Here is a 25,700-nt window from a genome sequence, read left to right on the forward strand (position 1 = left end):
GGCTTGTTCTTCAAGGTGCGAGGAGGACAGAACAACCTGCAGAGCTGGCGAGGGGCTCAGCCGGTGGTTCGTGTGGTGTCCAGGGAACCGGCGAAGTCGGCGAGCGTGTGGAAGTCGTTCTCCCGGAGGCCGATCCGCGGGTTGACGTGGTGCAGGAGCCCGGGCTCTTGATGGTGGGCGGTCACGTATGTCTGGTCCAGCTCACTCTGCTCGTCGTCCACCCAGGCAAAAGGACGGCCGCCTGCGTAGTTCACCAGTGGTCCGGTCTTCCAGTGGACTCCATCAGGGCGTTCTTGGAGCAGGACGTCACCGAAGTCGACGAAGGGAAGTCTCGGGAGGCCGAGGACCGGTGCGATCCACCGATTGGCGTCGTCCATCCATGTGGTGGCCCAGCACAGCTCAAAGCCGAGCTGGAGCAGGATGCGCCCGTGCTCTGGGTTGAGCCAGACCCGCAACGGGCGCCGTCGGGACGAGAGGCCCTTGTCGCCTTCATGGGCGCCGTTCCGGGGCACTCTGAGTGTGGTGTAGCCCTCGGGACGTCTCTCCGGCTGGGCCGCATAAGGGTTGAGCGGCCCGTCCACGTCGAGGAACAGCAGCGGTCGGTTCACGGATTCCCCCGGTCTTGCTCACTGTGGCCAGCCCCGATCAGCGTAGCTGTGGGATTGTCCCGCCATGGGGCCGGCCTGAGTGATGATCATGATGTGGCGAGTGTGATCACGGCATCGGAGCCGTCCTGGATAACCCCGTTCGCGGGATACTCCACCCACCACCAGGTCGTCATCGACGCCGACACCCGGTCTGGTCGTCGTGGTCGGCCGCCCGCTTGCCGGGAACCGCAACGACTGCAAGGCGTGGGAGGAGTCCGGTGCCAAGGCCGCCGTCGGCGAGACCCTCACGATTGCCGACGGCGGCTACCCAGGGACTGGACTCGTCATCCCGCACCGCCGCGAGCGCGGCCAGACCGAACTCATGCGATCACGGTCACATCCGATGAAGTTGACCCCCATACCGCCCGAGGCTCCGCAGACATCAGCAGATGTGGGAATCGAACAGGTCTCTCCATTGGCAAGGCCGGCAGGGAGTCGTGCGACAGGCTCTGCCGTGTCCGGCCCGCGCGCCGACACCCAGCCGGCCCGGCCCCGGCAGGCCGCCCGGCTCGAAGAACCGGCACCCCGCAACCTGCTGTGACGTGGCAATACAGTCAGGCGGCCAGCGGCCCTCGCCGAACGTGACCAGGTCGGACCATGAAGAACAAGCTCAGCCGAGGCCGGTCATGATGCGCCCGACGAGATCACGGTTGCCCTGGGGGACCGAGGCGAAGTCCCTGACGGTCGTGTCGGTCTTGGGGGCGGCCTGCGACGTGCCCTTGGGGGTGTCGTCGGCGAGGGCGGTGGACGCCGCGGGAAGAACCGTGGCCGCGGCGAGGAGCGCACCGGTGAAGGCGAGACGTACGCGCATGCAGATCACTCCTGGGAGACGGATACCTGAATCTCCAGCAGAACCGTTTCTTCGCGTGCGCGCACGCTCGCCGGGGCACCCGGGTGGTGCGGCCCCGGTCTGCTCCTCCGGGTGCCGTCACGGCTGGCCGTTGGTGAGATGGAGACGGTGGGCGAGGATGTCGCGGGCGACGTCGAGCAGGGCGCGGTCCTGGGCGTACGCGTGGGCGCGCAGCCGCAGGAGGGCCTGGTCGAGGGCGATGCGGAGCTGGACGGCGAGGACGCCGGTGGCCTGGTGCACCTCGGCGCGGTGCAGGGCGAGACCGGCCCCGTGCTCGCCGGTCAGCAGCCGGGCGGGGGAGGTGCGCAGCAGCAGGGACAGCGCGGCACGCGCGAAACGGCCGGTCGCCTCCGACTGCTCGGCGGTCGGGGCCCCGGGGCGGATGCGGTACGCGGTCAGGACGCCGGCGGGCACGACGCCGAGGCGCAGGGGAACGGCCACGACGGCGCGGACGGGTGTGCGGGTGGCGGCGGGCAGGAACTGGGGCCAGCGGTCGATGGGTGTGTTCGTCAGGTCGGGTTCGACGACGGTGCGGCCGGTGCGGGCCGCTTCCAGGGTGGGGCCTTCGCCGAGGGTGTACTGCAGGTCGTCCAGGGTCGGACCGAGCCGGTCGGCGGCGTCGTCGTACCACAGGAGTTCCAGGTGGCCGTGGGGAGTGGCCAGGCAGAGGGTCAGGGCGTCGTGGCCCAGCAGGCATGCGGCGGCCCCCGGGCTCATGGCGTTCAGGCCCTGGCCGGTGCGCGCGGCATGACGCAGCCGGTCGAAGAGCGTTTCCAGCTGGGCGCTGGACATGGTTTACCTTCCCTCGCGGGCGCGGCGAGCGCGGCGGGCGCGGCGGTGGTGGCCGGCGCCGTCAAAGCTGCCGGTGCGCGCGTCTCGCGTTGCGTACGGCCGGGCTTTCACGGCCGGGACAGCTCCTCGGGCACCGAGCCCGGGGCGACGTCGGCCGCCAGGTCGGTGAGTTTGCGCTGCCGGGCGCGGGCGTGTGCGCGCAGCCGGTCGAAGGCGTCGTCCAGGCTGATCCGGAGGCGTTCGGAGAGCACGCCCTTGGCCTGCTCGATCACCAGGCGGCTGTCCAGTGCGGTGGACAACCGCTGGATCAGGACGGCACGGTTGTTCAGATCGTGCCGGTGACCGAAGCAGGCGGCGGTGGCATCGGCCAGGGCCTGGGCGATACGCAGGTCGCTCGCGGCGAGCACCGGGTCGGTGTCCTGGCCGCTCATCAGGTTCAGGGCGCCGGCGGTGAAGCCGGGAGTGCGCAGCGGGACCGCGGCGACCGCGGTGATTCCGGCGCGCCGGGCGTGGCGCGCGAAGCGGGGCCAGCGCATCGCCGCCGGGCCGGTGAGCGCGGCGGAGGCCATGGCGGCGCCTTCGCGGGTGGCGTCGAGGCACGGGCCCTCGTTCAGCTCGATCTGGACCTCCTCCAGCCGGCGGCAGCGCTCGTCGGAGGCGGTGGCGTACTCCACCCGTCCCAGGTCGTCGAGGATGGTGACACCGGCCCCGGCCACCGGGAGCAGGGCCGAGGTGTGTTCGGTCAGGTCGTGCAGCAGTTCCAGCGGATCGAAGTCCGCTTCGCGGTACACCAGGTCACGCACCGCTTCGGCGATGCGCACCTCACGTTCGGTTGCGGGCATGAAGGACCGCCGATCGGCAGGCTCCCGCCTCCACGACGTGGGGCGGGGTCTCGGCGCGCGCCCGGTGGTGGGAGAAGGAAGTCCGGTCACAGGACCGCGGATGCCCGCTGACAGGAACTGCTGACCGCCTCGTCTCTTGCCTGGCCCATCCGGGGCCGTCACGCCGACCGGTTCCACCCGGTCCGGACGGCCTCACGGTGCACCACCCAAAGTAGCGCCTCGCCGACAGCCGGGACAGGTACGGCCAGTGCTTCCGCGACCGGCGGGTGACGTGTGGTCCGCGCGGGCTTCCACGGCCCTACCGCCCGGCCCGTGCGGGCCCCTAAGGCTTCCCCGCCCGCCGGTCCGGGCGGAAGAGGACCCACAGGAGGAAGGGGCCGCCGAGCACACTGGTGACCACGCCGACCGGGATCTCGACGGGGGCGGCCACCCGGCCCAGCGCGTCGGCGCCGGCGATCAGCGCGCCGCCCACCAGGCCGGAGGCCAGTACCGGTACGCGTGAGCGGCCGCCGAGGCGGTCGGCGAGTACCGGCGCGGCCAGCGCGACGAAGGCGATGGGGCCGCCGATGCCCGCGGCCACGCCGGAGAGGACCACCGCGAGCGCCAGGGCGAGGGCGCGGACCCGCCGGACGGGTACGCCCAGCCCGGAGGCGGTGTCGTCGTCGAAGCGCAGCAGCCGCAGCCGGTTGCCGGCGGCGAGGGCGAACGGGAGCAGGACGAGCAGGATCAGCAGCAGCGGCGTGCCCACCGACCAGTCGCGTCCGCTGAGGCTGCCGACCGTCCACAGGAAGACGCCGCCCGCGGTGTTGTCGTTCTGGCGGGACATGACGAGGTCGGTGACGGCGCCGACGACGGTCGAGACGCCGATGCCGACGACGAGGACACGGTGGCCGCGGTGGCCCGCGCCGCCCGCGCACAGGACCACGAGCGCGGCGGCCAGCACCGCGCCGACCGGGCCGAGCCACCAGGCGCCGATCATGCCGGTGGACGAGCCGACGACGGAGGCGACGACGGCCGCGGTGGCGCCCTCGTTCACGCCGATGATGTCGGGGGTGGCGAGCCGGTTGCCGGCGAGCGTCTGGGCGAGGCAGCCGGCGATGCCCAGCGCGGCGCCGACCAGGACGCCCACGGCGATCCGCGGCAGCCGGAAGTCCTGCACCAGCATCACCGTCGCGGAGTCGCCCGTGCCGAACAGGCCGGAGAGCGTCTCGGAGAAGCTCATGCCGGTGGAGCTGGCGAACGTGCCGAGCACGACGAGGACCAGGATCAGTGCCCCCAGCGCGACGGCGATCAGCGAGTCCCGGCGGGGGAAGAGCCAGGAGAAGGCTCCGGTCCGTATGACGAGGCTGTCGGGCGGGGACACGTCGGGTACGGGGGAGTCGGCCGCGGCGGGGGCCGAGGGGGAGGGGGCCGGGAGGGTCCGGTCGTGCGTCGGTTCCGCAGCCCCGTGCGTCGGTTCCGTCATGCCGTGCCTCCCGCCGTGGACATCCGCCGGGAGCGGGCGATCCAGATCAGCAACGGCCCGCCGACGAAGGCGAGGAGGACGCTCACGGGGGTCTCCCAGGGGCGGATGGCGACCCGGGCGAAGATGTCGGCCGCGATCATCACATCGGCGGCGATCAGGGCCGACAGGGCGAGCTGCGCGGCGATGCGCGGTCCGGTGACGGCGCGTGCGGCGTGCGGCGCCATCAGGCCCAGGAAGGCGATGGGGCCGGCGATCGCCACCGCCGACCCGGCCAGCAGGGTCACCGCCCCGGCGACGACGACCCGGACCAGCCCGGGACGGTGCCCCAGCGACCGGGCACTGTCGTCACCGAGGGCCAGGGCGGCCAGCGGCCGGGCGGCGCCGAAGGCGACCAACAGGCCGGCCGCGATGAGCGGGAGCAGCGGATAGGTGTCCGAGGTCTTGATGCCCGCGAGGGAGCCGATGGTCCAGTAGCGGAACGTGTCGAAGGTGGACTGGGTGCTGAGCAGCACGTACGAGGTCATGCCGTGGAAGGTGGCGCCGAGCGCGGAGCCGGCCAGCACCAGCCGCAGCGGTGACGCCGCGGCCCGGCCCGAGGCGGCGAGCAGCAGCACCACCGCGCTGGCGGTCATGCCTCCGGCGAGCGCCCAGCCCAGCAGGGCGTAGGAGGACTCCACCCCGAAGTAGGTGAGGCCGATGACGACGCCGAGCGCGGCGCCGGAGTTCACGCCGAGCAGTCCGGTTTCGGCCAAAGGGTTGCGGGTGACGGCCTGGAGGAGACAGCCCGCGGCGCCGAGGGAGACGCCGACGAGGACGGCGGCGAGGGTCCGCGGCAGCCGTACGTCCAGGACGGCGAGCCGGAGTTGGGCGTCGGCGCGGGCCGTCGGGTCGCCCATGAGGAAGTCCCACGCGCGCGCGAGCGGGCTGGAGCCGGTGCCGATGAGCAGGGACAGCAGCACCAGGACGGCCAGCAGCACGGTCAGGGCGACCGCGGCGGTCAGGATGCGCCGGCGGTGGCCGGGCGTCCGTGACGGAGGGGGCCGGGTGTCGTCCCTGGGGACCCCGGCCTCTTGCGCAACCAACATAAGGTTAGCCTAACCTAAGGCTTGACCGGGGCTTTCGACGTCCGGCGGGCCCGGCCGCCCGGGCTTTCCCGGCACGCCCCGAAACAACTGTTCCGTCAAACGCCGCCCCGGCGCCGGACTTCATCACTCGGAGACTACAGACATGTCCACGCACTCCCTGCCGCGCGTCCGCCGGACCGCGGCGGCCGCCGTCACCACCGCTCTGGCGCTGGCCCTCACCGCCTGCGGAGGGGACGAGTCCGGTTCCGAGAAGGCGAAGACCGGCGGCGCCGGCAAGGTCACCGTCGCCGACGCCACCGGCGCCGAGGTCGAGGTCCCCGCCAAGCCCGCCAAGGTGGTCGCGCTCAGCGAGATGGATCTCGACGCGTCGCTGGCCCTCGGGGTCAAGCCGATCGGCCTGACCGCCGGCCGCGGGCAGCAGGGCGCCCCCGGGTACCTCGCCGACCGCGCCGAGGGCATACCGGTCGTCGGCGCCGTCACCGGCCCCGACATCGAGAAGGTGCTGCGCGTCAAGCCCGACGTCATCCTCGCCGGACAGCTCGCCGACCAGAAGGTGCTCCAGCAGCTGAAGGCCGTCGCGCCGACCGTCGTGACCATCGGCAAGGACAAGGACTGGAAGAAGGCGCTCGACCTCACCGGCCGGGTCCTCGGCAGGCAGAACGAGGCCAAGAGCTTCCTCACCGGCTACGAGACCAAGGTGGCCGGCCTGAAGAAGAAGCTCGGTCCGAACGCCGGCGCCACCGTCTCCGTCGCCCGCTACTCCGCCAAGGGCACCGCCGTGATGCAGCAGGGCGTCTTCATCAGCGACGTGCTCAAGGGCCTCGGCTTCAAGCGGCCCGGCATCCAGAACGACCCCGGCCAGGGCCACTCCACCCCGATCAGCGACGAGGACATCAAGCAGATCGACGGCGACTGGCTGTTCATCGGCACCCTCGCCGCCAAGGGCAAGGACGCCGACCTGTTCGCGGAGCTGAAGACCAAGCCCGCCTACCGGCAGCTCGGCGCGGTCACCGCAGGCCACACCACCGAGATCGACGGTTCCAAGTGGACCAGCCTCGGCGGCGGCCTGGCGGCCCTGTCCGTCCTGGACGACATCGAGAAGGCCATGGCCAAGTGACGGACGGCGCCGGGCCGTTACGGGCACCAGCCCCATCGGGCCCGGTGCCGCCGCACCCCGGGAGCCCCCGGCCGCCCGCCGGCGCCCCGGACGCTCGGCCCAGCCACCACCGGCCACACCCCCAAGGAGAACCACCTGTCATGGCACTGACCATCGACCACCTGCGCGCGGACGTCGCCGACGTGCTGGGCGAGGACCCGGCCGACATCCCCGTCGACGAGAACCTCGTCGACTACGGCATGGACTCGGTCCGCATCATGGCGCTCCTGGAACGATGGCGGCGCGACCACGGCACCCGGGCCGGCTTCGTGGACCTCGCCGAGCAGCCCGCCATCGAGGCGTGGGCCCGCATCCTGGGCGCGGCTTCGTGACGGCGCTCCTCGACACCGGCGCGGCCGGCCCCCGTACCGCCGACAGCCCCCGCACCCCCGACGGCCTCCGCGCCGCCGAGGGCCTGCCGCTGACGGCCGCCCAGTCCGGCCTGTGGTACGCCCAGGCCCTCGACCCGGCGAGCCCCGCGCAGAACACCGCGGAGTATCTGGAGATCCACGGGCCGGTGGACCCGGCGCTGTTCTCCGACGCGCTGCACCAGGTGGTCGCCGAGGCCGACGCGTTGCGCGTCCGTATCGTCGAGACCGGCGACGGGCCCCGCCAGCTGCCCCTGTCCACCGGCCCGGCGCCGCTGCCGCTGCACCTGGCGGACCTGCGTACGGAGGCCGACCCGGACGGTGCGGCGCGTGCCTGGATGCGCGCCGACCTGGCCGAACCGTTCGACCTGGCCGCCGGGCCGCTGTTCGCGCACGCGCTGTTCCGGGTCGGCGACACCCGCTGGCTGTGGTACCAGCGCGTTCACCACGTCGTCATGGACGGCTTCGGCTACTCGCTGCTGGCCCGCCGTACCGCCGAGATCTACACGGCGCTCGCGGCCGGTGAAGTCGTGGCCCCCGCCACCTTCGGGCGGCTGACCGACCTGGTCGCCGACGACGCCGCGTACCGTGTCTCGGACACGTACGAGGCCGACCGGCGGCACTGGAACGAGGCGTTCGCGGACCGGCCCGAGGCCGTCAACCTGGCCGGGCGCACCGCACTGCCTTCCCGCACCCACCTGCGCCGCACCGCGTACCTGGGGCCCGAGGTCACCGAGCGGCTCAAGGAACTGGCCTCCTCGGTCCGCGCCACCTGGCCCGACGTGCTGATCGCCGCCCAGGCGCTGTACCTGTCCCGGGCCACCGGCGCCGAAGAGGTCGTCCTCGGCCTGCCGATGATGGGCCGCATGGGCTCGGTGGCGCTGCGCGTTCCCGGCATGGTCATGAACGTGCTGCCGCTGCGGCTGACCGCCGACCCGCGCGCCACCTTCGCCGAACTGACCCGCCAGGTCGTCCTCGGCATCCGCTCGGCCCGCCGCCACCAGCGCTACCGGTACGAGGACATCCGCCGCGACCTGGGCCTGCTCGGCGCCGACCGGGCGCTGGTCGGACCGTTGATCAACGTCATGCCCTTCGATTACGGCCTGGACTTCGCGGGCGTCCCGGCCACCGCGCACAACCTGTCCACCGGTCCGGTCGACGAGCTGACCGTCAACGTCTACGACCGCGCCGACGGCCGCGGCCTGCGCGTCGATTACGACGCCAACCCCGCGCTGTACGAGGAGCCGGACCTCGGCCACCACCTGGAGCGGTTCCTGGACCTGCTGTCCCGCCTGGCGCACGCCGACCCGCACGCCCCCCAGGCCGAACACGGCATCGCCACGGAAGCCGAACGGTCCCTGGTGCTGGAGAAGTTCAACGCCACGGCCCGTGCCCTGCCGCCCACCACCCTCATCGGTCCCATCGAGGCGCAGGCCGCCCGTATCCCCGGCGTCACCGCGCTGGTCTCCGGGGACACCGCCTGGACGTACGCTGAACTCGACGCCCGCGCCAACCGGCTGGCCCGGCACCTGGCCTCCCTGGGCGTACGGCCCGGCACGCTGGCCGCCGTCGCCGTACCGCGCTCCGCCGACCTCGTCCTCACCCTGCTGGCCGTCCTGAAGGCGGGCGGCGCCTACCTGCCGCTGGACCCCGACTACCCCGCCGACCGGCTCGCGTACATGCTCGACGACGCCCGGCCCGTCTGCGTGGTCACCGACCGGGACGACCGCGTGCCCGGTGACGGGCAGGTGCCTGTGGTCACCCTGGACGGCCTCGACCTGGACGCGTACTCCGGCACCGTCCCGCCCCGACCGCTCACCCCGGACCACCCCGCGTACGTCATCTACACCTCCGGTTCCACCGGCCGCCCCAAGGGCGTCGTGGTCAGCCACCGGGCCATCGACAACCGGCTGCGCTGGATGCAGGGGCAGTACGGTCTGGAAGCGGGCGACCGGGTGCTCCAGAAGACGCCCTCCGGCTTTGACGTGTCCGTGTGGGAGTTCTTCTGGCCGCTGCGCCAGGGCGCCACGCTGGTGGTGGCCGAGGCCGGCGGCCACCGGGACCCCGCCTACCTGGCCCGCGTCATCCGCGAACAGGGCGTGACGACCTGCCACTTCGTACCGTCGATGCTCCAGGTGTTCCTCGCCGAGCCGGACGCGGCGAACTGCACCGGACTGCGCCGGGTGTTCTGCAGTGGTGAAGCGCTGCCGCGCGAGACGGCCCGGGAGTTCGGGCGGGCACTGCCCGGCGTGGAACTGCACAACCTGTACGGCCCCACCGAGGCGGCCGTCGACGTCACCTACCACGCGTGCGCGCCCGACGCGGAAGGTCCGGTGCCCATCGGGGCGCCGGTCTGGAACACCCGCCTGTACGTCCTGGACGCGGCTCTCCAGCCGTGCCCGCCCGGCGTCCCCGGTGAGCTGTACCTCGCCGGCACCCAGCTCGCCGACGGCTACCTGGGGCGTCCCGGGCTGACCGCGACCCGCTTCGTCGACGACCCGTACGGGCCCGCCGGCGGCCGGATGTACCGCACCGGCGACCTCTCCCGCTGGACCGACCGCGGCGAACTGCTCTACCTCGGCCGCACCGACCACCAGGTCAAACTGCGTGGCCAGCGCGTCGAACTCGGCGAGATCGAGGAGGCGCTGGCCGCCCTGCCCGCCGTCGCCGCGGCCTGCGCGGCGGTACGCGAGGACCGGCCCGGCGACCAGCGGCTGATCGGCTACGTCACGTACGAGCACCGCGACGACGCCGCCCCGCCGGACCCGGAGGAACTGCGCGACGCGCTCGCCCGCACACTGCCGGAGCACATGGTGCCGAACAGCGTGCTCGTCCTGGAGGAGTTCCCGCTCAGCCCCAACGGCAAGCTGGACCGCAAACAGCTCCCGGCCCCCTCCTTCGAGGCGGGGCCGGGCCGCGCCCCGCGCACGCACCAGGAGGAGACCCTCACCCGGCTGTTCGCCGAGGTGCTGGGGCTGCCCAGGGTCGGCGTGGACGACGCGTTCTTCGACCTGGGCGGCACCTCGCTGCTGGCCGCCCGCCTGATGGCACGGGTGCGTGACACACTCGGCACCCACCTGGCCATCGGCGCGCTCTTCCAGGACCGTACCCCGGCCGCGCTCGCCGCCCGTCTGGACGGCGACGGGACCGGCGGCGACGCGCTGGACGTCCTGCTGCCACTGCGCCCGGCCGGCGACCGCGTACCGCTGTTCGTCCTGCACCCGGCGGGCGGCATCAGCTGGTGCTACTCGGGCCTGCTCTCCCGGCTCGACCCCGCACAGCCGGTGTACGGCCTCCAGGCCCGCGGCCTGGCCCGCGACGAACCCCTCCCGGCGACGATGGAGGAGATGGCCGCCGATTACGTACGGCAGCTGCGTACCGTCCAACCGCACGGCCCCTACCGGCTGCTCGGCTGGTCCGTGGGCGGCGTCCTCGCCCACACCGTGGCGGTACGGCTCCAAGAGGCGGGGGAGCGGGTCGAATTCCTCGCCCTGCTGGACGCCTACCCCTCCGACCAGTGGCGCGACCAGGCCGTACCGAAGGAGACCGACGCGCTGACCGCGCTGCTGCGGATGGCTGGGTTCGAGCGCACCGGTGAGCTGACCCGCGAGGACGTCCTGGAGACGCTGCGCCGCGAGGGCAGCGCGCTGGCCGGGCTGTCCGACCGGACACTGTCCGCCGTCGTCGACATCGTCGTCAACAACGCGCGCCTCATGCGGGAACACCAGCACCGAGTGTTCACCGGCGACGCGCTGTTCTTCACCGCCGCCGCCCCACGCGCGGAGGACTGGCTGACCCGGGGCGCCTGGATGCCGTACGTGCAGGGCACGCTGACCAACCATGACGTGGACTGCCTGCATCCGCAGATGACGCAGCCGCGCTGGATGGACGGGATCGCGGCGGTGGTCGCGGCACGTCTGGCCGCACTGGACGCCTGAACGCGCCCGGTGACAGGGCGAGTCGGGCACGCCGTCGCGGTGTGCCCGGCTCGCTTCCGGCCCCCGGCCGGTACCGGCCGATGGAGTGCGACTTAGGTAAGGCTAAGCTAACCTTTGATCGCGCCGGGTGGATTTCCCCCGGCTTCCCCGTCTCACCTGCCTCTTCAGGAGGAGTCCAGACCATGAGCGCCCCCAAGACGCCGCAGCCCCGCACCGTCTCCCGCCGTCTCGTCCGCAGCGCCACCGCCCTCGCCGTCGCCGCGGGCAGCGCCCTGGCGGCGAGCGGCACCGCCGTCGCACACGACCGGCCCGCGCACCAGGCGTCGTACCGCGTGGACTCCGCCCAACTGGCCACCGGGCTCTACCAGTCGGCCTACTCCGAGCGCCACCATGTCCTGTGGACCACCACAGCCGTCGGCCGGCCGCCGGTCACCCAGTCCAGACTGCTGGCGGTCGACCCGAAGACGCTCAAGGTCAAGAAGGCGTACACGCCGCCGGTCACCGACCCGGCCACCGGCGCGGTCGAGGCGGTCTACGGCGTGGCCGTGGACGACGAGCACGACACCGTGTGGACCACCAACACCCGCAACAACTCGGTGGCCGTCTACAACCAGCGCACCGGCAAGCACCTCGCCACCCTCCCCGGCGTCGCCCACGCCCGCGAGATCGTCGTCGACAAGCGCCACGACCTCGCCTGGACCAGCGGCTTCGGCGAAGGCACGGTCGTCGCGTTCGACACCCGCACCTTCAAGGAGAAGAAGCGGGTCAAGGTCGAGGGCGCCGGCACCGCCGGACTCGCCGTCGACGCCCGCACCGGCACCGCCTACGCCACCGACCTGACCAACGACCGGATCATCGCGGTCAGCCCGTACAAGGCCGAACCGCGCTTCATCCCCACCGGCGACGCCCCCATCGGCATCGAACTCTCCGCCGACGGCCGCACCGCCTACACCGCCGATCAGGCCGCGGGCACCCTCTCCGTCGTCGACCTGCGCAAGGGCGCCGTCACCCGGACCGTGCCCACCGGCGCCGGCGCGATCTCCGTCGCCGCCGATCACCGCTCCGGCCGGGTCTTCGTCGCCAACCGGGGCAGCGGCACCACCACCGTCGTGGACCCGAAGAAGGGCACCGTCCTGGCCGAGCTGGCCACCGGCCCCAACCCGAACCACGTCACGGTGCGCCGCGGCACGGCCTACGTGGTGGACAAGTCAGCGGCCGGCGCCGACCGGATCGACTCGGTGCACCGCATCAGCCTCACGCGCTCCCACTGAGGCCCGTCGGGCAACCCCGCACCGGGGCCCGGCCGCACTCCGGCGGCCGGGCCCCGACGCGTCATGCGGCCGCCGGCCCGGCTGCCCCCGGGCCGAGCAGGTCGCACAGCCCGTCGGCCAGATCCGTACGCCAGCACAGGTAGTCATGGCCGCCGTTGAACTCGCGGTACACCGCGTCGTCGTACCCTTTCGCCGCCAAGGTGTCGCGCAGCCGGCGGTTGGCGGGCAGCGCGACCCACTCCTGCTCGCCCGCCGACAGCCGGAACCGCACCGGAAGCCGCGGGGACTCCGCGATCCGCCCGGTCAGCCACTGCGCGCCCGGCCCGTTCGGCCACCAGAAGGAGCCGGACTGCGCCAGCACGCCGCCGAACCGGCCGGGCGCGCTCACCGCGGCGTACGCGGCGGTCAAACCGCCCAGACTCTGGCCTGCCACGACGGTACGGGCGGGATCGGCGGTCAGCGGCAGATCCGCGCCCGCCCGGGGCAGCAACTCGTCCGTGAGAAAACCGGTGAACCTCGGGTCGCACGTCATCTCGGCCCAGCGGGTGTCCGCGCCCAGCGACTCCGGCAGCAGCGCGGCCAGCGGAGGGATCCGGCCGTCCGCGATGAGGTTGTCCAGCAGGGTGGCCACGCCGAGCCCCGGCTGCCACATCTCCCCGTCCAGGAGGACCAGGACGGGCAGTTCCGCACCCGGCTCCGCGCCGCCCGGAGGTGCGTACCGCCACACCCGGCGCTCATTGCCGAGCAGCGCGCTGCGTACGGTGTGGACGGAGACGGAACCGTGGGGCACGCCGGTCCGCTCCCGCCATATCTCGCCCTGCGGCGCACCGGGCAGCGAGACGCAGGAGGCCGGGACGTCGCCCCAACGGCTCGCGAGCGCGCGCGGGTTGAACGGGTCGGCGCGCTGCTGCGTGCGCAGCCACGGCCAGTACGCGGCATCGTCGGCGGGGCCGTCGCCCTCGTCCACGCACAGGGTGTACGTGGCGTGCCAGTCCCGGCGCATCCGCACCGACCAGTGCCACACGTCCGTACCGGGGACGCGGTCCATGAGGTTGCCGGCCGGGTCGCGCGGATCGGCGAGCTTGTTGGGCGACACCAGGACCGCGCGGGTGGCGGGGGAGCCGCGCCACAGGAACGTGACCAGGGCGTGGTCCGCCGCGCCCTGCGGATCGGGTCCGGTCAGCGGCGTGCCCTCGCGTTCCACCGTCTGCCAGAACTCCGCCGCGGACATCCCGGCCGCCCGGCGGACGACGCGCTCGTCGGTGGCGCGCGGCACGGGCGAGGGCCGCGGGACCCGGGGTGGGTGCCGCGGCGTGTCGGGGGGCGGGGCGATGACGGTCATCGAGGCGGTCTCCGTGTCGGTGGCGCGGGGGGGGCGGAGGGAGAGGGGGATCGCAGCTGGTCGGTGGGTAAGGTCACCCTTACCTTACGTCCCGTCCGGCGACCCGCGCCCGGCCCGGTCCGGTCCGGCCGGGGGACCGGCTGACCGTGCGGTCCGTCACGGCTCGGCGTTCTCCGCTGCCGCTTCCGGTGCCTCCGGGGGCTTCGGGGGCTCCCGGCCGGTGCCGGAAGGATCCTTCGTGTCGCCGCCGGCCGCGCCGCCCGCAGCGGCCGACCGTTTCCCGGCGAGTTCCCTGGCCAGCCTCTCCGAGAAGAGGCGCATTTCCGCCTCGGCCCTGAGATCGAACATGGTTCCCCCTGTTGTCTGCATTGGCCCGCCTGAGGCCCGGGCCGGAGAAGGCCCGAGCTGCCCTCATCAGCGGCTATACCCGGCCTTTACCGTGCGTTCGCAGGCCGCAAACGACACAGGAACGCTCATGCGCCCCCGCTTGGCGCACGCCCGGGAAAGGCGCCCCCGGCGCGCGCCGTGTCGGCGATACAGCGCGCCGAAACGTTCCGCATGGGGCGTGAATCTTTCTTACCGGCGTGCCGAGGCGCCACCGATGCTGGTGGGGCCGTGGAGGACGTCGGGAGGCAGGGTGAGCGACTCCGAGGTCGAGGGTGCGGGCGCGGGCGTGGAGAGGCGGACGCGATGGCGGCGTGCGCGGGACTGGCTGCGCGAGCACAGTACGCACGCTCTCGTGGTGGCGCTCGCGGCAGCCGTGGTGGGCGCGGTGCTGCCGGTCCTGCTGACCGGGGCGTTGCAGGACTGGCTCTCGCCACCGCCCCCGGCGCCGCCCCCGTGCCCGGGAGCCGGCTGCGACGGCAAGGACCCGCAGAAGGAGGGGTGCTCCGCGGACGCGGTCACCTGGCTTCCGCAGCAGGGCAATCCCGTATGGCTGCACGTCCGTTACAGCAGACGCTGCGGGGCCGTGTGGGGGCGGATCACCCACGCCGAGGTGGGGGACGTGGTCACCGTCCGGGTGGAGGGCGGCTCGGCCCGCAGTGCCGTCGTCGAGTACGGCGCCGACCAGTACACGCGGATGGCGTCGGTGGGCCGGACCTTCCGGGCCACGGCGTGCGCGGAGCCGACCGTCTCGGCGTCGCGCACCGGAAACTGGCGCAAATACTGTGTCGTCGTGACGGACGCCACCGCCTGGAAGTAGTTCCACCCGCCGCCGGGCGCAGGAGACGCGCCGTACCCGCGCCGCGCCGTCGCGGAAGTCACCTTGCGTGACAGCCGGGCGGGGAGAATAGGCCGGCAGTTCGCGCCGTACTCCTTACCCCTCCGCCGGCAGTACTTCATGCTGGTTAGGGCTTCTACTGCGCCTCGCTCGGCGGGAATTGTTACCACGCTGTCCGACTCCCCCGAGCGGCGGGAGAGTAGGCTCCGGATACGGATAGTGGCCGTCTTCAGTGCCGGTCCGCCGCTCGGCGCGGAAGGCTCAGTGATGGAGCACCGGGTGTCTGTACAAGAGTTGCTCGTCGGTCTGGAGCGGGCCGTCGGAGCTGGGGAGCACCGTGTGTGGGCGGTGCGGTGCGCGCACGCGCTGGGGTTGGAGGGCATTGCCGTCTCCCTGCAGTGGGGCGCGGAACTGGTGTGGTTCAGCGACGACATCAGCGCGCGGCTGGAGGACGCGCAATTCACCCTCGGGCAGGGGCCCGGGATGACGACGGACTTCAGCGAGGTGCCCTGCCAGGTGGTGGACCTGGGCGTGGGCGCGGCGGAACAGTGGCCGCAGTTCGTCGTCGAGGCCCAGGCCCTGGGAGTGCGGGCGATGTTCGTATGGCCGGTACGGACCGGAGGAGCGCGCTTCGGCACGCTGACCGGCTACCGCAGGACTCCGGGTCCGCTGACCGCACCACAGGCGGCGGACGGGCTGCGGGTGGCCGACGCGCTGGCCGCCCGGCTGCTGACCTGGCGGCCGGACACCGGGGAAGCCGTGTCCCGGAACGGTCCGGGCGCCGCCGGTGCGGTGGACCTGCACTGGGTCGAGGTGCACCAGGCCACCGGCGTACTCAGCTGCCGGCTCGGCGTACCGCTGGAGGAGGCGCTGGTGCGGCTCCGGGCCCGGGCGTTCGCCTCCGGACGGCCGCTCACCGAGACCGCCCGCGACATTCTCCGCGAGCTGCCGCCGTGACACCGCAGACCGGCACGGACCTGCCGGGGCCCGCGTCCGCGCATCGAGGAGCAGGAAGATGAGCAGGGAAGAAAAGATCGCCCAGACCTTCGTCGAACTCGCCGACACCCTCGTCGCCGACTTCGACGTCATCGACTTCCTACAGCAGTTGACGGTCCGCTGCCGCGACATCCTGGCCGTCACCGATGCCGCGGTCGTACTGGCCTACCCGGGCCCGCAGATGTACAGCCCCGCGCCCTGCGACCCCACCCCGGCCCTGTCCAGGGTGCTGGACCTGGCCCTGCAGGAAGGCCCTGCCCTGGACGCCTACCGCACCGCCGAACCCGTCACCCCCGGCGACCTCGCCCGGGCCCCCGACGCCTGGGGCGCATTCACCGCACAGGCCCGCGGAGCCGGTTACACCTACGCCTGCGCCGTCCCCCTGCGCCTGCGCCAGGACACCCTCGGCAGCCTGCTGCTCCTGCGCGCCACCGAGAGCCCGGTGCCCCTCGACGACCTCGTCCTGGCCCAGGCGTTCGCCGACGCGGCCACCATCGGCCTGATCCACGCCCGCACCCTCCGGCACACCGACACCGACACCGTCAACGAGCAGCTGCACATCGCCCTGCACAGCCGCATCCTCATCGAACAGGCCAAGGGCTTCCTCGCCGCCGGCCGTAACGTCTCTCTCGGCGACGCCTTCGACCTCATGCGCGATCACGCCCGCCGCCATCACCTCATGCTGTCCACCGTCGCCCAGAACGCCATAGACGCCGGAGACCTGCTCCGGCCGCCGTCCGCTTCCCCCCACCCGGACCACCCGGACCGCCCTGCCGAGGACGCGCCGACCGAGTGGGGCACCGAGTAGGGCGTACGGACGGGCGGGCCGACAGGCGGACGCGGAACCGGCGGTCACCGGTCCCGTGAGTGAGAGCTGACGCGTCGACCGAGTCACTCGACTGGTAATGTCAACAGCTTGTCTGTTTCGACCCAATTCGAGGACTGTGAGTGACCGTATCCACCCCGCCCGACGGTGAGCAGCCCGTCGCGCCGGAGTCCGTCCCCCCGGCGCCGGCCGCTCCGACGCCCGCCCCGGAACCGGCCGACCGCGACCCGTGGAGCCCGCCGCCACCCGGACCGGCCGCGGACCGCTGGGGACCGTACCCGATGGAACCGATGATGGCGCGACGGCCCGGCAACGCCATGGCCGTCACCGCCCTGGTCCTCGGCATCGTCGGCCTGGTCCTCGGCCTGTTCATCATCCTGTTCTGGATGTCCTGGCTGCCGGCGCTGCTGGCCGTGGTCTTCGGCTGCATCGGGCTGAGCCAGGCGCGCAAGGGTCGCGCGGCGGGCAAGGGGATGGCGCTGGCCGGTGTGATCCTGGGTGTGCTCGGTCTGCTGGCCGCGGTCTTCGGCGGGATCTTCACCGCGGTGGCGATGAAGCGGGCGGAGGACGACGCGCGCGCCCGGCTGGAGCGGGTGAAGTCCTCCGCCGAGGCGCGGCAGAAGGCGCGCGAGGCGGAAGAAAAGGCGCGGCACCTCTCCTTCGGAGGGTCCTATACGTTCAAGAACGGTCTGAAGGTGACGGTCGCCCAGCCCGAGCCGTTCGTCCCGGGCAGCAGCATCGTCATGGGACACGCGAAGGGCAACAAGGCCGTCCAGGTGACGGTCACGGTCGAGAACACCGGCACCGAGCGGGTCGAGGTCGAGACCGGACTGCCCAGTGTCAACGACGCCGACGGAGCCTCGGCGGAGCTGGTGATCGACGGCACCGGGCGGCAGAAGGTCATCACCGGGTATGTCCTGCCCGGCAGGCAGGCCGTCGGCAAGTACGCCTTCTCGCTGCCGCCGGACGCCGCCGACCGCATGGAGGTCGAGTTCACCCCCGACGCGAAGCAGTGGGAAGAGTCCTACTGGAGCGGCCCCACCAAGCTGACGCCGTCGTCGGGAGAATGACCCGCCGACTCCGGCCGTCCGGTTGACCGGTTCCCGCGTTGCCCGAGGGGACGCGGGACCGGTTGGCTTGCTCCGGCTCCGTTCGGTGCCCGTGGGGCCGGGGCAAGGCCGGTTCAATGGTGCGTCTAAGGGACCGTGAGTACGATCTTTCCCTGGATGTGCCCCTGGGCGGCGCGCTGGTGTGCTGCTTGGGCGTCCGCGAGTGTGAACGTGCTGTCGATCGCGACGCGGATCGCGCCCGTGTCGAGCAGGTGCCCCAGTTCGGCGAGTTGTGCACCGTTCGCGCGAACCTGTGTGCCGGTGACGGTGATGCCCAGTCTCGCGTTCTCCTCGTCGTCGAACTCCCCGAAGTACACCGGGTACAGTGCGCCGCCGCGCTTGAGAGTGGGCAGGAAGCGCCGGCTGGCGGGTCCTCCGACGGTGTCCAGGACGAGGTCGATGTCGCGGACGATGTCCTCGGGGCGCTGCTTGGTGTAGTCGATGTACTCGTCGGCGCCGAGGCCGCGCAGAAGTGTCTCGTGGGCGCCGGAGGCCACGGCGATGACGTGGGCCCCTTTCCACTTGGCCAGTTGCAGGGCGAGGTGGCCCACTCCGCCGCCGGCGCCGTTGACGAGCACGGTGGTGTCGCTGCCCAGTGCCATGGGGCGGTGCCTGGCCTCCTGGAACGGGGAGGGGTGGTCGTGCCCGAGCTCGATCAGGTATTGCCATGCCGTCAGCCCGGACATGGGCAGCCCGGCGGCGTGCGTGTGGTCGACGCCGGCCGGTTTGCGGGCGAGGTCGGTCGCCGGTGCGGTGACGTACTCGGCGTACGCGCCGCTCTGCATCAGGACGGGGAAGCGCAGCAGGCCCACCACCTCGTCTCCGGCCGCGAAGTCCTGGACGTCGGTGGCGACGGCTTCCACGACCCCCGAGATGTCGGTCCCCGGGATGAGGGGCAGGTCGAACGGGGGCCTGAATTCGGGAGGGATGCCGGGCATGCCCTCGCGTACGTACCAGTCGGGCGGGTTGAGACCGACCGCCCGCACGCGGACGAGTACCTCGCCCGGCGCCGGTTCGGGGACCGGCGCCTCCTCGTAACGCAGCATTTCGGGGCCGCCGAACTCATGCAGCCGGATCGCCTTCATCGTGTGGGTCGACATGGTGGTCCTCCCTGCCCGCGGCGCGGGATACGCTGATCTGGTTCAGTGAACCATATAAACGGTTCACTGATCCGAATATATGGATCAGTGAACCGCTTGGTCAAGCGAGGGGACCGATGCGGGCCGACGCCAAGAGGAACCGTGACCATCTGCTCGCCGTGGCGGGCACCGCCATCGCCGAGCAGGGCATCGACGTGTCGATGCGCGACATCGCGCGCACGGCCGGCGTCGGGCTTGCGACGCTGCTGCGGCACTTCCCGACGCGCGAGGCACTGCTGGAATCCCTGCTGCACACGAGCTTCGGCGACCTGACGGCCAAAGCGGGCGAGCTTGAGGGAGCCCAGGCAGCCGGAGACGCGCTTGTCTCATGGGTGCGCGACTGCGTTGCCTGGACGACTGAGTACCGCGGAGTGACGGTGCTGATGGCGGCCGCCATAGAGGACCCCGACTCCGCGCTGCACTCCTCGTGCGTCACGCTGCGTGCGGCCGGTGCCCGGCTCCTCGGCCGGGCCCAGGCCGCTGGCGCGGCCCGCAACGATATCGATGGCGACGACCTGTTCGCACTGATAGCCATGCTCGCCTGGGCCGGTGATCAACCCGCGCTCGCACCGCGCGCCAACCGCCTCTTCGACGTCGTCGGCAGCGCCCTTCTGGCGAGCGAAGGCGGTGACCTTCGCAAGTCTGAGCCGAACGGATAACCCGGTGGCGCGTGTTGCCAGGGGTGAGCAAGCCGGCCGGCTCCGAGCGGCCTCGCCGGTCTCGGCGTCCGCGGCCAACCCCGGCGGACGGGCCTCCCCGGTCCGCTCGGCGGTCTTGCCGGCGCCGGTCGCGTAGCCGCGGACCGTGTTCGGGTTGCGGAGCGAGTCGAGGAAGTCGTAGGCCGTCGCGCGAACTGTCAACGCCTTCTCGGCAGACAGCTGTGCGACGGTGGTTCACCCGCCACGGCCTGTCCGCACTTGAGTGGCCGTTTCGTCACGCGCCCCGCCAGATGTTGTCGAACGCGGCGTCCTCGACGGACCGTCGCTGCCGTACGGCCTCCAGTTCCACCACCGCACCGTTGACGGCGGCGAGGACGGTCATGACCGCGTCCTCGGTCGCGCCGAAGGAGTCGTCGGCCGGCTTGTCGCGGAGTCCGGCGGCCGCCGCGAGGGCGGCGAGGACGGGCTCGCCCGATGCCCAGCGGTCGGCCGCGCGGCTGCGGGCGGACGAGGCGGCCAACGTTGTCCGGCCGGTACGCAGGGGGAGCCAGCGGCCGCGCTTCCGGGTGAGAAGCCCTTCCTTTGCCAGCGCGGCGCGGTAGACCGCGGACAGGCCGCGGCCCCGGCGCCACAGCCAGTCCTCGACCGGCTCGTAGGGCGCCTGCCGGATCAGTGTCGATGCCGCCGCGTCCAGCAGGCGGTCGGCCGGCCGGCGGTCGCCGGGGACGACGAGGCTGCCGTCCAGGGTGAGGATCCCGGCGTTCAGCAGGTCGATCACCTCGGCGCCCGCGAGGGCGAGGGAGAGGTCGCCCGCGTTCGCGGGGCGCGGGGCGGTTCCGTCCTGGGCGGTGATCATGGCGACGATCTGCAGGTCCCGCGGTGTGGTCATGAGAGGGCTCCGTGTCAGAGGTGCCGGTGGTGCGGGGGTGGCCGTGGGGCGGGTGGGGTCCGAGGGCGCGGGCTGGGAGCTGAGGGCCGGGACTGGGCAGCGGCAAGAGGCGGCGTGGTGTGCGGAGTTGACTGTAGCCCGGCCGCGTCGGCGCAGACAGGCGCCAGGCCGGAAGGCGTCGTGCGCGCCGGAGCGTGGGCCCTCAGCGGATTCCCCGATACCCCACCGGGTACCCGATGCGGAGGGGCGCTGCCCGGACGGAGGCGCCCCGGGTCCCGAGCAGCGTTCCGGAATACCCCCGGGGGTACCCCTGTTATGGTGGGCATCAGATACCCCCCGAGGTACATCGTCCCCCCCTGGGGCGCACCCGATACATGGAGGAGGCGTAACCGTGTTCTTCGTCGACACCCTGGCGTTCGAGGGCCTGGGCAACCGCAGCTACCTGGCCGGTGGCGACGGCGCCGCGGTCGTGATCGACCCGCCGCGCGACATCGACCAGGTGATCGCCGCCACGGCGCGGCGCGGGGTGCGTATCGCGTACGTGGCGGAGACCCACATACACAACGATTACGTCACCGGCGGCCTGGAACTGGCCCGTGTCACCGGCGCCGCCTACCTGGTCCCGGCCGCGGCGAAGGTGGCGTTCGCCCGTACTCCCGTCGCGGACGGCGACACGGTGACCGTGGACGACGGCCTGGTGCTGCGGGCGATCGCCACCCCCGGCCACACCCCGCACCACACCTCGTACGCGCTGGAGGACCGCGGGCAGGCGGTGGCGGCCTTCACCGGCGGATCGCTGCTCATCGGCACGGTGGGCCGCCCCGACCTGGTCGAACCACGGCTGACCGAGCAGCTGGCCCGGGCCCAGTACGCCTCCGCCAACCGCCTCGCCGACGAGCTGGACGACGAGGTTCCGGTGCTGCCCACCCACGGGTTCGGCAGCTTCTGCTCCTCCTCCCAGTCCGAGGGGGACGCCACCACGATCGGCAAGGAGCGCACGGCCAACGACGCGCTCACCCTGGACGTGAACACCTTCGTCGCCCGCATGCTGGCCGACCTGGAGGACGTACCCGCCTATTACGCCCACATGGGCCCGGTCAATGCTGCGGGCCCCGCCCCCGTCGACCTCACCCCGCCCGAGCCCGCCGACGCGCGGCAGATCGCCGAGCGGCTCGCCGCGGGGGAGTGGGTGGTGGATCTGCGCAGCCGGGTCGCGTTCGCCGAGGGGCATGTCGCCGGATCGTTCAACTTCGAGGGCGACGGCAAACTCGCGACGTATCTGGCCTGGCTGATCCCGTGGGGCAAGCCCGTCACCCTGCTCGCCGACACCCCGGGGCGGATCGCCGACGCACAGCGGGAGCTGACCCGGGTCGGCATCGACCGCCCGGCCGCCGCCGCCACCGGCGACCCGGCCGGCTGGCTCCGCGAAGGCGAGCAGCCGGCCTCCTTCCCGCGCGCCGCGTTCGCCGACCTCGCCGCGGCCCGTCAGCGTGGCGAAGAGGTGGTGGTGCTCGATGTGCGCCGTGCTTCGGAACGCGCCGACGGCCACGTGGAGGGCTCGGTGCACATCCCGGTCCACGAGCTGCACGGCCGTATCGACGAGGTCCCGCGAGGCGTCGTGTGGGTGCACTGCGCGGGCGGGATGCGCGCGGCGATCGCCGCCTCCCTCCTGGACGCCGCGGGCCGGCGGGTCGTGGCCGTCGACGACGGCTTCGAGGCGGCGGGCGACGCGGGACTGACGGTCAGCGTCGCGCGGTCCTGACCGCAGTCAAGGGCGCACGAGTCCAGTGCCGGTGCCCGTTCCTCGTTCCACACCACATGCTCCCCCTCCCCCGTACAGAAGGCACAGCATGTTTCTCTTCCGGCGCGGCAAGAGGCCGGCGGCGTGAGCGCGTTGATTCTCGCCCTGGTCGCGGGAGGCGTGGTCGGTCTGGCGCTCGGCGCGCTCGGTGGCGGTGGCAGCGTCCTGGCCGTGCCGGCGCTGATCTACCTGCTCGGCTTCACGCCTGCCGCGGCCACCACCGCGAGTCTGCTCATCGTCACCGTCACTTCCCTGACCGCGCTGTACGCACATGCGCGGGCCGGGAACGTGCGGTGGAAGGCGGGAGCGGCCTTCGCCGCCGCCGGTGTCCTGCCCGCGGCCCTGGCCGGGGCTGCCGCCGCCCGTCTGCCTCAGGCCGCCCTGACGATCGCCTTCGCGGGCATCGCCGCCCTCGCCGCGGTCATGATGCTGCGCCCCGCCGCCGCGGTGACCGGGGACCGTGGGGTACGGCCGGGGCGCGCCGCGGGGGCCGGAGCGGGGCTCGGCGCTCTGACCGGGCTGCTCGGCGTGGGCGGCGGCTTCCTCGCCGTACCGGCCCTCGTCACCGTGATGGCCTTCGAGATGCGGGCCGCCGTCGGCACCAGCCTGCTGGTCATCACCGTCAACTCGCTGGCCTCGCTGGCCACCCGTTCCGGGGCGGCCGGCTCGCTGGACTGGGCGGTCATCGGTCCGTTCACGGCGGCCGCCGTGCTGGGTGCCTGGGACGGCAAACGTCTCGCCGGGAAGGTCGCCGGGCCGCGCCTGCAGCGGCTGTTCGCGTACGTCTTGCCGGCCGTGGCGGTGTTCATGCTCGTGGAGGCCGTGACGTGATGTGTGGTGTGACGTGCGGCAGCACGTGTGACGTGATCCATGACATGACGTGTGGCCAGGCCGGCACGTCCCTCGGGCCGGCGGGCCTCTCAGGCCAGCGAGAGGAACAGCTTCTCCAGCCTCGCCCGCATCTGCTCCCGGTCGCCGCCGCTCTGCTCCCCACCGGCCATGCAGTGCTGCAGGCCCGTCGCGATGATCGCGAACCCCGCCCGGTCCAGCGCGCGCGAGACCGCCGCGAGCTGGGTGATGACGTCCTCGCAGTCCCGGCCGTCCTCGATCATCTTGATGATTCCGGCGATCTGTCCCTGTGCCCGTCGCAGCCGGTTGAGCACGCTCTTCAGCTCATCGGCCGCCATCTCCAGCTCCATATTTCCTCCTTCGGGTACCACCTGCACACCAAGACACACCGGGGACGTCCCGGCTACCGGCGTGCCGGACACGTCAGATACCCCCGCGGGTATTCTAGTCTGTTCGGGACTCGCTTTCCCCGGGTGAAGAAACGAAAAGGAACCCCACGCACATGATCACCCACACTGCCCTCCACCCCGGCCAGGCCGCCGATCGTCTGAGCGCCTACACCGTCGTCGACGTGCGCACTCCCGGCGAATACGCCGCGGGCCACCTGCCCGGCGCCCACAACATCCCCCTCGGCCACCTCGCGACCGCCCTCCCGGCCCTCAAGGCGGCGGCCGCCCGCGGCGAACTGCTGATGGTCTGCGCCTCCGGCAACCGCTCCGTCACCGCCTGCGAAGAACTCGCCGCCGCCGACATCCCCGCCGCCACCCTCACCGGCGGCACCACCGCCTGGACCGCGGAGGGGTACCCCGTCGAGTGCGAAGAGCACACCGGGGCCGCCTGGCCCATGGAGCGACAGGTCCGCCTCGCAGCCGGCTCCCTCGTGGTGGCCGGTCTCGCGCTCGGCACCCGCTACCGCCACGCCCGTTGGCTGTCCGCCGCGATCGGCGGCGGCCTGGTCTTCTCCGCCGCCACCGACACCTGCGGCATGGCGGCCCTGCTCGCGAAACTGCCCCACAACCGGCCCCGCGCCACAGACTTGGACGCCACGCTCGCGGCCCTCGACCGGTAGCAACAGAGCCGGTACGGACCTGCCCGTACCCGGCCCGGCCCGCCCGGGCAAGATCGTATCGGGCACCGCATACACTCGCCGTGGCGCCGGAGGACCGTGGTGGCGCAGGTACAACCGTAAGGAGCAAGGGTGTTGGAGCAGGGCTACCCCGTGGACCGGATAGACACCGGTACGGCTCACTCGGCGCGCGTGTACGACTACATCCTCGGCGGGAAGGACCATTACGCCGTGGACCGCGAGGCCGGTGACGCGATGTGCAAGGAGTGGCCCGCGCTGCCCGTGCACATGCGGGCCAACCGCAAGTTCATGCACCGCGCGGCCCGTTACCTGGCCCGCGAGGAAGGCATCGGGCAGTTCCTCGACATCGGCACCGGCCTGCCCACCTCCCCGAACCTGCACGAAGTGGTCCAGCAGGTACGGCCGGACGCCCGGGCGGTGTACGTCGACAACGACCCGATCGTGCTGACCCACGCGCGGGCGCTGCTCACCGGTTCCGCCGAGGGCCGGACCGCGTACGTCGACGCCGACATGCGCGACCCCGAGGCCATCATCGGCTCCGAGCAGTTCCGGGAACTGCTGGACCTGCGGCAGCCGGTCGGCCTGATGATCATCGGGATCCTGCACTTCATCCTCCCGCCCGACGACCACAGCCTGGTGCGCCGCCTCCTGGAACCGCTTCCCGCGGGCAGTTTCCTGGCCATGACCATCGGTACCGCCGACTTCGCGCCGCGCGAGGTCAACCGGGTCGCCGACGAGTACGCGCGCCGGGGGATGCCCATGAAGCTGCGTACCAAGGCGGAGGCCGAAGGGCTCTTCGAGGGGCTCGACCTGGTCGGCCCCGGGCTGACGCAGGTTCACCAGTGGCGCCCCGACGCCGACCAGGAGCAGGTCGACGACCGGGACATCGCGATGTACGGGGCCGTCGCCCGCAAGAACGCCTGACGACCGCCCGGCCGCCGGCCTGCGGGCGGGGGCGGCTCCCGGTTCCCGACGGAAGCCGCCCCTCGCCGCCACCCGGCCGTCACCCCCGTCTGCTCCGAAGAGAGGGTGGTGAATCGGCGGGCGAGGACGCCGTGCCGCTCGAAGACGGCGTAAAGGGGGACCACATGCTGCTGACGGTGACCGGAGGGTCCGGCGCGGGCAAGACGACGCTGACAAGCGCGCTGAAAGCCACCGCGCCCCAAGTCTCCCTCCGGGTACTGCACGGCGATGACGATTACTTCGGCACACCGGAGCGTGGCGTGTGGATGCGCGACGACGCCGGCACGCCCCACCTGGATGTCGGCGCACCCTAGGGCGCTTCTGACGGATCTCCGCGGCATCGCGACGCCCGGCACGCACCCTCGCCGCACGGCGCAAAGGGACAGGTGGCTCCGCCACATGAC

25 protein-coding genes and 1 pseudogene are annotated in these 25,700 nt (G+C 72.6%); 15 read left to right on the forward strand and 11 right to left on the reverse strand.

Going from position 1 to position 25,700, the window contains the following annotated elements; genetic code table 11:
• Positions 1 to 56: 56 nt before the first annotated feature.
• The gene (locus ACZ53K_RS40155; RefSeq protein ID WP_468847345.1) at positions 57 to 608 is read right to left on the reverse strand and encodes a hypothetical protein; all 552 of its coding nucleotides are present in this window, start codon (positions 606 to 608) and stop codon (positions 57 to 59) included.
• Between the two features lie 147 nt (positions 609 to 755).
• Between ACZ53K_RS40155 and ACZ53K_RS40160 the strand changes: the two are divergent.
• A pseudogene (locus ACZ53K_RS40160) lies at positions 756 to 969 on the forward strand (transposase); the annotation flags it as partial.
• Between the two features lie 288 nt (positions 970 to 1,257).
• Here the strand turns inward: ACZ53K_RS40160 and ACZ53K_RS40165 are convergent.
• The 5 genes from ACZ53K_RS40165 to ACZ53K_RS40185 all read right to left on the reverse strand — a co-directional run bounded on the left by ACZ53K_RS40165 (position 1,258) and on the right by ACZ53K_RS40185 (position 5,681).
• Positions 1,258 to 1,458, reverse strand: coding sequence for a hypothetical protein (locus tag ACZ53K_RS40165; protein ID WP_468847348.1), 201 nt, complete (start codon positions 1,456 to 1,458; stop codon positions 1,258 to 1,260).
• 117 nt (positions 1,459 to 1,575) lie between these two features.
• A complete protein-coding gene (locus ACZ53K_RS40170) occupies positions 1,576 to 2,289 on the reverse strand; it encodes a GAF and ANTAR domain-containing protein (protein ID WP_468847350.1) in 714 nt (237 codons plus the stop codon).
• Between the two features lie 107 nt (positions 2,290 to 2,396).
• Entirely contained in the window at positions 2,397 to 3,131 is a 735-nt protein-coding gene (locus ACZ53K_RS40175; protein WP_468847353.1) for an ANTAR domain-containing protein, read from the reverse strand.
• A 322-nt stretch (positions 3,132 to 3,453) separates the two neighbouring features.
• A complete protein-coding gene (locus tag ACZ53K_RS40180) occupies positions 3,454 to 4,596 on the reverse strand; it encodes a FecCD family ABC transporter permease (RefSeq protein WP_468847356.1) in 1,143 nt (380 codons plus the stop codon).
• Positions 4,593 to 5,681, reverse strand: a complete 1,089-nt coding sequence (locus tag ACZ53K_RS40185) for a FecCD family ABC transporter permease (RefSeq protein ID WP_468847359.1) — start codon at positions 5,679 to 5,681, stop codon at positions 4,593 to 4,595. The genes ACZ53K_RS40180 and ACZ53K_RS40185 overlap by 4 nt, the downstream gene beginning before the upstream one ends.
• Positions 5,682 to 5,823: 142 nt before the next feature.
• On the opposite strand from ACZ53K_RS40185, the gene ACZ53K_RS40190 reads away from it, so the two are divergent.
• The 4 genes from ACZ53K_RS40190 to ACZ53K_RS40205 all read left to right on the forward strand — a co-directional run bounded on the left by ACZ53K_RS40190 (position 5,824) and on the right by ACZ53K_RS40205 (position 12,414).
• Positions 5,824 to 6,798, forward strand: coding sequence for an ABC transporter substrate-binding protein (locus ACZ53K_RS40190; RefSeq protein ID WP_468847362.1), 975 nt, complete (start codon positions 5,824 to 5,826; stop codon positions 6,796 to 6,798).
• Between the two features lie 140 nt (positions 6,799 to 6,938).
• Positions 6,939 to 7,169, forward strand: a complete 231-nt coding sequence (locus ACZ53K_RS40195; RefSeq protein WP_031005798.1) for a phosphopantetheine-binding protein — start codon at positions 6,939 to 6,941, stop codon at positions 7,167 to 7,169.
• Complete coding sequence (locus ACZ53K_RS40200) at positions 7,166 to 11,143, forward strand: amino acid adenylation domain-containing protein (RefSeq protein ID WP_468847400.1); 3,978 nt, start codon at positions 7,166 to 7,168, stop codon at positions 11,141 to 11,143. Before ACZ53K_RS40195 ends, ACZ53K_RS40200 begins: the two co-directional genes overlap by 4 nt.
• A 182-nt stretch (positions 11,144 to 11,325) precedes the next feature.
• Positions 11,326 to 12,414, forward strand: a complete 1,089-nt coding sequence (locus ACZ53K_RS40205) for a YncE family protein (RefSeq protein WP_468847365.1) — start codon at positions 11,326 to 11,328, stop codon at positions 12,412 to 12,414.
• A gap of 61 nt (positions 12,415 to 12,475) precedes the next feature.
• Here the strand turns inward: ACZ53K_RS40205 and fes are convergent, their stop codons facing one another.
• Together fes and ACZ53K_RS40215 are read right to left on the reverse strand one after the other, a co-directional pair.
• On the reverse strand, positions 12,476 to 13,756 hold the full coding sequence (gene fes, locus ACZ53K_RS40210) for an enterochelin esterase (RefSeq protein WP_468847367.1): 1,281 nt from the start codon (positions 13,754 to 13,756) through the stop codon (positions 12,476 to 12,478).
• Between the two features lie 156 nt (positions 13,757 to 13,912).
• Positions 13,913 to 14,104 (reverse strand): hypothetical protein, encoded by a 192-nt coding sequence (locus ACZ53K_RS40215; RefSeq protein WP_468847369.1) that lies wholly within the window; start codon positions 14,102 to 14,104, stop codon positions 13,913 to 13,915.
• A gap of 289 nt (positions 14,105 to 14,393) precedes the next feature.
• On the opposite strand from ACZ53K_RS40215, the gene ACZ53K_RS40220 reads away from it, so the two are divergent.
• The 4 genes from ACZ53K_RS40220 (at position 14,394) to ACZ53K_RS40235 (ending at position 17,870) form a co-directional block, all read left to right on the forward strand.
• On the forward strand, positions 14,394 to 14,960 hold the full coding sequence (locus ACZ53K_RS40220; RefSeq protein ID WP_468847372.1) for a DUF2690 domain-containing protein: 567 nt from the start codon (positions 14,394 to 14,396) through the stop codon (positions 14,958 to 14,960).
• A 297-nt stretch (positions 14,961 to 15,257) separates the two neighbouring features.
• Complete coding sequence (locus ACZ53K_RS40225; protein ID WP_468847374.1) at positions 15,258 to 15,935, forward strand: ANTAR domain-containing protein; 678 nt, start codon at positions 15,258 to 15,260, stop codon at positions 15,933 to 15,935.
• Positions 15,936 to 15,993: 58 nt separating this feature from the next.
• On the forward strand, positions 15,994 to 16,782 hold the full coding sequence (locus ACZ53K_RS40230; protein WP_468847376.1) for an ANTAR domain-containing protein: 789 nt from the start codon (positions 15,994 to 15,996) through the stop codon (positions 16,780 to 16,782).
• A 140-nt stretch (positions 16,783 to 16,922) separates the two neighbouring features.
• Positions 16,923 to 17,870, forward strand: coding sequence for a DUF4190 domain-containing protein (locus ACZ53K_RS40235; protein WP_468847378.1), 948 nt, complete (start codon positions 16,923 to 16,925; stop codon positions 17,868 to 17,870).
• Positions 17,871 to 17,995: 125 nt separating this feature from the next.
• On the opposite strand, the gene ACZ53K_RS40240 is transcribed toward ACZ53K_RS40235, so the two are convergent.
• Positions 17,996 to 19,009 (reverse strand): NADP-dependent oxidoreductase, encoded by a 1,014-nt coding sequence (locus ACZ53K_RS40240; RefSeq protein WP_468847380.1) that lies wholly within the window; start codon positions 19,007 to 19,009, stop codon positions 17,996 to 17,998.
• A gap of 116 nt (positions 19,010 to 19,125) precedes the next feature.
• Between ACZ53K_RS40240 and ACZ53K_RS40245 the strand changes: the two genes are divergently transcribed.
• Complete coding sequence (locus ACZ53K_RS40245; RefSeq protein ID WP_468847383.1) at positions 19,126 to 19,707, forward strand: TetR/AcrR family transcriptional regulator; 582 nt, start codon at positions 19,126 to 19,128, stop codon at positions 19,705 to 19,707.
• 274 nt (positions 19,708 to 19,981) lie between these two features.
• Here ACZ53K_RS40245 and ACZ53K_RS40250 read toward each other — a convergent pair whose 3' ends face one another.
• Positions 19,982 to 20,596, reverse strand: a complete 615-nt coding sequence (locus tag ACZ53K_RS40250; RefSeq protein WP_468847386.1) for a GOLPH3/VPS74 family protein — start codon at positions 20,594 to 20,596, stop codon at positions 19,982 to 19,984.
• A 391-nt stretch (positions 20,597 to 20,987) separates the two neighbouring features.
• Here ACZ53K_RS40250 and ACZ53K_RS40255 point away from each other — a divergent pair, with 391 nt between their 5' ends.
• Positions 20,988 to 22,358 carry an MBL fold metallo-hydrolase gene (locus ACZ53K_RS40255; protein ID WP_468847389.1) on the forward strand — a complete coding sequence of 457 codons (1,371 nt, stop codon included), beginning with the start codon at positions 20,988 to 20,990 and terminating at the stop codon, positions 22,356 to 22,358.
• 123 nt (positions 22,359 to 22,481) lie between these two features.
• Positions 22,482 to 23,228, forward strand: a complete 747-nt coding sequence (locus ACZ53K_RS40260) for a sulfite exporter TauE/SafE family protein (protein WP_468847391.1) — start codon at positions 22,482 to 22,484, stop codon at positions 23,226 to 23,228.
• Positions 23,229 to 23,317: 89 nt separating this feature from the next.
• On the opposite strand, the gene ACZ53K_RS40265 is transcribed toward ACZ53K_RS40260, so the two are convergent.
• Positions 23,318 to 23,596, reverse strand: a complete 279-nt coding sequence (locus ACZ53K_RS40265; protein WP_468847393.1) for a metal-sensitive transcriptional regulator — start codon at positions 23,594 to 23,596, stop codon at positions 23,318 to 23,320.
• 152 nt (positions 23,597 to 23,748) lie between these two features.
• Between ACZ53K_RS40265 and ACZ53K_RS40270 the strand changes: the two genes are divergently transcribed.
• The 3 genes from ACZ53K_RS40270 (at position 23,749) to ACZ53K_RS40280 (ending at position 25,610) form a co-directional block, all read left to right on the forward strand.
• Positions 23,749 to 24,315, forward strand: a complete 567-nt coding sequence (locus ACZ53K_RS40270; RefSeq protein ID WP_468847395.1) for a rhodanese-like domain-containing protein — start codon at positions 23,749 to 23,751, stop codon at positions 24,313 to 24,315.
• A gap of 132 nt (positions 24,316 to 24,447) precedes the next feature.
• Positions 24,448 to 25,257 carry an SAM-dependent methyltransferase gene (locus tag ACZ53K_RS40275; RefSeq protein ID WP_468847402.1) on the forward strand — a complete coding sequence of 270 codons (810 nt, stop codon included), beginning with the start codon at positions 24,448 to 24,450 and terminating at the stop codon, positions 25,255 to 25,257.
• Positions 25,258 to 25,421: 164 nt separating this feature from the next.
• On the forward strand, positions 25,422 to 25,610 hold the full coding sequence (locus tag ACZ53K_RS40280; protein ID WP_468847398.1) for a hypothetical protein: 189 nt from the start codon (positions 25,422 to 25,424) through the stop codon (positions 25,608 to 25,610).
• The last annotated feature ends 90 nt before the right edge of the window (positions 25,611 to 25,700 follow it).

The organism is Streptomyces sp. NPDC033221 (genome assembly GCF_055577005.1).